This is a genomic window from Burkholderia sp. Ac-20384 (assembly GCF_017104605.1).
GTDB classification, from domain to species: Bacteria; Pseudomonadota; Gammaproteobacteria; order Burkholderiales; family Burkholderiaceae; genus Burkholderia; species Burkholderia lata.
Window position 1 is genome coordinate 1 of sequence record NZ_JAAGPE010000432.1, and the last position, 5,858, is coordinate 5,858.

Below are 5,858 nucleotides of genomic sequence, written 5' to 3' on the forward strand. Positions count from 1 at the left end.
CCCCGCGCCACCCATGATCGACGTCGAATAGACGCCCATCGCCCCGCCGATCCGCGTCGAGAAATTCGCCTTCACGAAGCCGGGCAGCAGCGCCTGCACCATCGCGATCCCGACGCCCGCGCAGCAGGCGCTCGCGAGCAGCAGCCATGCATGCTGCGCGCCGACGCGCGACACGCAGGCCAGCCCGATCAGCGCGACGCCGAGCCAGACGCCGCCCGCGATGCCGGTCAGGCGCTGCAAGCGCCGCGCGCTCAGCGCGCCGAGCCCCATCAGCAGGATCGGGATCGTCGTCAGCAGGCTGGCCGCGCCGTCGCTGATGCCGGTCGTGCGCTGGATCATGTCGAGCAGCGGGCCGACCGCGGCGAGCGCCGGCCGCAGGTTCAGCCCGACAAGGACGATGGCGGCAAGCCGCCATCCGGGGGAAGTGAAGCGATTCATTGCAAGACCCTCGATATCGGTGCGCGACCCCGGTGAGGCGCCGCGCGTTTTCATGTAAAGTATCTCGACATCAAGATAAATGTTGATTTATCTCGACGTCAAGATAACTGGTGAGCCGAGGAGGGTTAATGGATCGAGCCGCGCATGCGCTCGCACAATGGCGCGCCGAGCGTCCGGATCTCGACGCGTCGTCGATGGTGGTGACGGGGCGGCTGCAGGAAGCGGCGCTCGTGATCGCGCGCGACCGTCTCAATCCGCTGTTCGCGCGCTACGGGATGCAGCCGGGTGAGTTCGACGTGCTGGCGACGCTGAGGCGTGGCGGGGCGCCGTTCGCGTTGACGCCGACTGCGCTTTACGACGCGCTGATGATGTCGTCGGGAGGAATGACTGCGCGCATCGACCGGTTGCAGAAAGCAGGGTGGGTGGAGCGCCGGCCGAACCCGGCGGATGGGCGTGGGACGCTTGTGGCGCTGACGGAGACGGGCCGCGCGTTGATCGATGAAGCGGTTGTCGCGCATGTCGACAATCAGCGTGAGTTGCTGGGCGTGCTGTCGGATGCGGAACAGGTGCAGTTGTCGGAACTGCTGGGAAAGCTGCTGGCGGGGTTGGGAGGTGGAGTGTCGAAGGGGGCGGATGGAAAGTAGCTCCGCCGGATGCGTTATGCAAACGCAGGAGGCGGGCAAAGGAGTTCTTCGTATATTTTCTCGAACGTCGCTTATCGACGGGTTGAATCCGCAACCCACTGCCGCCTCACGACACCCGGAAGCCTTGTGGCAGTTGTAGACTGCAAAGAAGACAGTGGAGTCTCTTCAAGATGAACCTGATCGGCAAAGGGATAAGTTCTGTCGCTGTCACGGCGAAAACGACATAGAACCAAATATCAGAGACCCGAAATGAAGATCCAATCCGTTCGCATCCGAAACTTTCGCACGTTGAAAGACGTATTGATCCCGTTCGATTCCGTCACGACCTTCATTGGACCGAACGGTGCCGGCAAGTCAACGGTGCTTCGTGCGCTTGATTGGTTCTTCAACGGCAAACCCGGCTCGCTAACGGAGAAGGACTGCTCTTTTGGGGCAATCGACGAAGATATTGAAGTTCAGGTGACATTCGCAGAACTGACGGAAAAGGATCGCGAGGCGCTTGGAAAATATGCGCCGGAAGGAGTTGCTACGTTTACCGCATGGAAGCGCCGATCCCGTGATGGCGCTGATGTTCTCTCCGCCAATGCGAAGGGGTTTCCCGACTTCAATGCGATCAAGGAGGCAGGCGGTGCAACGGCGAAGAAAGAGCTGTATGCCAATCTCCGACGGGAGCGTCCGGAGCTTGAACTGCCTGCGGCAAATACTGGCCCAGTTGTCGAACAAGCGATGACGGCGTGGGAGGCGGCTCACATCGATCAACTTATTGATGCGCCCGAAGCTTTGCAAACCAACTTCTTCGGCTTCAACAGCGGCGGCAAGATGAGCGGACTCTTCGACTTCGTCTTGGTCACGGCCGACCTTCGAGCAAGCGAGGAGTCCATCGACGGGAAAGCAAGCATCATTGGGCGAATCCTTGAACGATCGATTGACAGATCGGCATGCCGATGCGGCAATCGCTGAAATCGTTGCGGAATCGCTGGCAAAGCAGCAAAAAGTGTATGAAGAGAAGTTCAAGGAACAGCTTGGGACTATCACAACGCAGCTCAACGAAGTCGTCACGACCTATGCGCCTGGCCGGACAATCACGGTTTCTCCGGCTGAAGTAGAGCTCAAGCCCCCCCGCACGACATTTGATGTGGCCGTGCGCGATGGCACCACTGAGACTGCTGTGGAGCGGCAAGGGCACGGTTTTCAGCGCACGCTGCTGATCTCGGCTCTACAACTCTTGGCGCAGTCGGGCGCAGCCTCCACTGAAGGAGTCATCTGCTTGGCAATCGAGGAGCCGGAACTTTTCCAGCATCCGATTCAGGCGCAGACCTTTGCAAAGGTACTCAGATCGCTCGCCGAGGATGCCAGCAAGCGCATTCAGATAACCTATGCGACGCATAGCCCTTATTTCCTCGAGGCGCGCCATTTCCATCAAGTTAGACGACTGACTAGATCAACCGATGACATCCCGGTGGTGACGGTGCATTTTTCCACAGTTGAGGATGTGAAGGCCAGGCTGATTGGGATAGTGGATGGTGATGTGGTCGACCGCAGACTCGACCATAACGTGGCGGACCAACTCGCCACTGCGCTTTTCGCGAATCGTGCGTTTCTTGTAGAGGGTCCCACCGAATCTGCGGTGTTTTACGGAATTGGGGATAGAACGTCTCCCGGCGCCCTTGAAGCAGCGGGAATTTCGATCGTTTCCGTGGGTAGCAAAACGTCAATCCCCCTTGCGCATGCGATTCTGCAATCTATTGGTGTGCCAGTCTATGCACTGTTCGATGCCGATGGCGGATTTGAATCACGCGCCAAGGCTAAAAACAAAAAGCAAGACGACATAGACCGGGAACGCAACAATCACGCAGTGGAGAACCGGAAGTTAATGAGGTACTTCGGTTTGCCGGAAGAGGACTTCCCATCCGCAACCATTTCGGACGTGGTGGCTATATTTGATGACAACCTTGAAACATTCCTTTCAGTTAACTGGGGCGAGTGGACGACTGCTTGCGGGAGTGTTGAGACTGAGACGGGGATAAATCTGGCAAAGAACCAACTTGCATACCGGACGGCAACACTCCGATCGGAGGGGGTAGTGCCTGAAATGCTTGCTCAGATTCTCACTAGGGCGCGGGGGTTGGTGCTGGACTGAGCGCTCGTCCCTCACGATCGGATGGCTGGTTATCGCGGAGTAACCGACTATTGAGCGTCCGAGCGCTGCCGCGTGCGAACGACCGCTTGTGGCCAAATACCGACAATCTTCCCGGCATTCCCCGGAAATTCGCAATGAACAAAAAAGCCCGCCGCGCAATGCGGCGGGCTTTTCAGTTCACGGCCCGCACAGTGTGCGCCCGCTCACCCCATCAACCCCGCGCCGGAATATTAAGCCCGCGCTCAACAGCCGGCCGCGCAACGAACGCTTCAAGCACCCGCTGAACGTTCCGGAATTCACTAAACCCAACCAGATCCCCGGCCTCATAGAACCCGACGAGATTCCGCACCCACGGAAAGATCGCGATATCGGCGATCGTGTACGAATCGCCCATCACCCACTGGCGGTTCTCGAGATGCGCGTCGAGCACGCCGAGCAGGCGCTTCGACTCGTCGACGTAACGATCACGCGGACGCTTGTCCTCATAATCGCGGCCGGCGAACTTATGAAAGAAGCCGACCTGGCCGAACATCGGCCCGATGCCGCCCATCTGGAACATCACCCACTGGATCGTCTCGTAGCGGCCCGCGAGATCCTTCGGGATCAACTGGCCCGTCTTGTCCGCGAGATAGATCAGGATCGCGCCCGATTCGAACAGCGGCAGCGGCTTGTCGTCCGGGCCGTTCGGATCGATGATCGCCGGGATCTTGTTGTTCGGGTTCAGCGACAGGAATGCCGGCGACAACTGGTCGTTCGTGTCGAAGCGCACGAGGTGCGGCTCGTACGGCAGGCCGGTTTCCTCGAGCATGATCGACACCTTGACGCCGTTCGGCGTCGGCAGCGAGTAGAGCTGGAGGCGGTCGGGATGCTGGGCCGGCCATTTTTGCGTGATCGGGAAGGCGGACAGGTCGGACATGAAGGTTCGCTCGTCGAAGTGAATGTTCCGCGCTCCGTCCAGGCTGCCGCGCGCGCCACGGTCGATGGCGAGGCGGCAGGGCAGAGCGCGCCGAAAACGCCCACTGTAGCCGATCCCGGCGATCGATGCCGATGGTGGCCGCCACACCGCCGGGAGCCGCCGCCGGCAGAGATCAGAAGTTGTGCCGCAGCCCGATCATCGCGGCCGTCGTGCCGACGCCCGGCGCGACCGGCTGCCCGTACACGAGCATTTGGTCCATCGTGCCGCGGTTGTTCACGTGGCCGACCTGCGCATAGACCATCGTCCGCTTCGACAGGCTGTAATCGGCCGCGAGCACGACCGCCGTCGACTTGTTCGCCGAGACGTTGCGGTCCTTCAGGTAATACACCGCCGACGTCACCTGCAGCGCGGGCGTGAAGCGATAGCCGATGCCGGCCGACAGCATGTCGAGGTTCACCTTGTCCGCATGCGACGGATTCCGGCCGTTGCCGTACGACGCCGACACCGAGAAATCGTGGATCGTGTATTTCGCGCCGACGTAGAAGAAGCGGTTGTTGTCGACGCCGGTCGGCGCGACGCCCGGCGCCGGGCTCGTGTCGTGGCCGTTGTAGTAGACGGCCGATGCGTTGAGCCCGTAGTTCGCGTACTTGAGCACGACCGATTCGCGCGTGCCGCCCTGGAACTGCCCGGCCACGCCGCCCGGCGCATATTCGAGCGCGATCGACGCACCCGCGAAGGTCGGCGACTGGTAGACGAGCGCATTGCTGTCGTACAGCGCGCCGATCGCTGCGTTGGTGCTCGTCCCCGACCAGCCGGCCGCCGTATTCAGGCCGAGCCACGCGATCAGCACGCTGCCGAAGAACTGCGCGTTGCGCACGTCGGTGTCGGCCATCGCGTAGATCATCGGCACGATCTGGCGGCCGGCCGTGAACGAGCCGAACGGGCCCGACACGCCGAGCGACGCGACCTGGTTGAAGATCGCGACGGCGCCCGGCGTGTCGCTCAGCTGCAGCTTGCCGCTGCCGCTGTCGAACGAGCCCTGCAGTTTGAAGTTGACCTTATAGCCGCCGCCGATGTCCTCGCTGCCCTTGATGCCCCAGAAGCTCGAGTAGATGCCGCCGTCCTTCATGCGGAACACCTTGCCCGTGTTCGGCGCGGTCGGGCTGAACGACGCCGCCGACGTGCTCTGGTACACCAGGCCCGAGTCGATCACGCCATAGAGCGTGACGGAGGATTGCGCGTGCGCGAGCGCCGAACAGCCGGCAAGCGCCGCGAGCGCGGCCAGTTTCGTCTTCATGAAGTCTCCAGGTCATATTGGACCGGACGGGATCGAGCCCGTCCGGGTGAAGCGGGGAAGCGTCGAGGCTGGCGCGAACATGAGAAGTGCATCGCCCGTGCGAGCCGTGCGGAAAGACTACGCAACGGCGGGCGGCCGCTCCCCCCCACGCACGGGGGGCAGGGTTGCGGAGAATCGGAGGGAGCCGGGCGCGACGATGCGCCCGAATGGCGGAGCCGGCGTTACAGCGTCAGGGCGCGCTTTCGAGCAGGCCGAGCACCAGCGCACGGCGCACCGCATGCTTGCGCGAGCTGGCGTCGAGCTTGCCGAACAGGTTCTTCAGGTGCCACTTCACGGTTTCCTCGCCGACGGCGAGCGCCACCGCGATCTCCTTGTTCGACAGGTTGCGCGCGAGCAATTCGAGAATCGCGCGCTCCTTCGGCG

4 protein-coding genes and 2 pseudogenes are annotated in these 5,858 nt (G+C 61.7%); 2 read left to right on the forward strand and 4 right to left on the reverse strand.

Features of this window, described 5'->3' with window-relative positions:
- A pseudogene (locus tag G3O00_RS39030) lies at nt 1–438 on the reverse strand (MFS transporter); the annotation flags it as partial.
- Between the two features lie 128 nt (nt 439–566).
- Between G3O00_RS39030 and G3O00_RS39035 the strand changes: the two are divergent.
- Together G3O00_RS39035 and G3O00_RS44215 are read left to right on the forward strand one after the other, a co-directional pair.
- Nucleotides 567–1,082 (forward strand): MarR family transcriptional regulator, encoded by a 516-nt coding sequence (locus G3O00_RS39035; protein ID WP_206146186.1) that lies wholly within the window; start codon nt 567–569, stop codon nt 1,080–1,082.
- 249 nt (nt 1,083–1,331) lie between these two features.
- Nucleotides 1,332–3,222: pseudogene (locus G3O00_RS44215) on the forward strand (ATP-dependent endonuclease).
- Between the two features lie 211 nt (nt 3,223–3,433).
- On the opposite strand, the gene G3O00_RS39045 reads toward G3O00_RS44215, so the two are convergent.
- The 3 genes from G3O00_RS39045 to G3O00_RS39055 all read right to left on the reverse strand — a co-directional run.
- A complete protein-coding gene (locus G3O00_RS39045) occupies nt 3,434–4,138 on the reverse strand; it encodes a glutathione S-transferase N-terminal domain-containing protein (RefSeq protein ID WP_206146187.1) in 705 nt (234 codons plus the stop codon).
- 172 nt (nt 4,139–4,310) lie between these two features.
- On the reverse strand, nt 4,311–5,435 hold the full coding sequence (locus G3O00_RS39050) for a porin (RefSeq protein ID WP_011351991.1): 1,125 nt from the start codon (nt 5,433–5,435) through the stop codon (nt 4,311–4,313).
- Between the two features lie 229 nt (nt 5,436–5,664).
- A partial coding sequence (locus tag G3O00_RS39055; RefSeq protein WP_143281063.1) for a helix-turn-helix transcriptional regulator occupies nt 5,665–5,858 on the reverse strand: 194 nt, incomplete at its 5' end.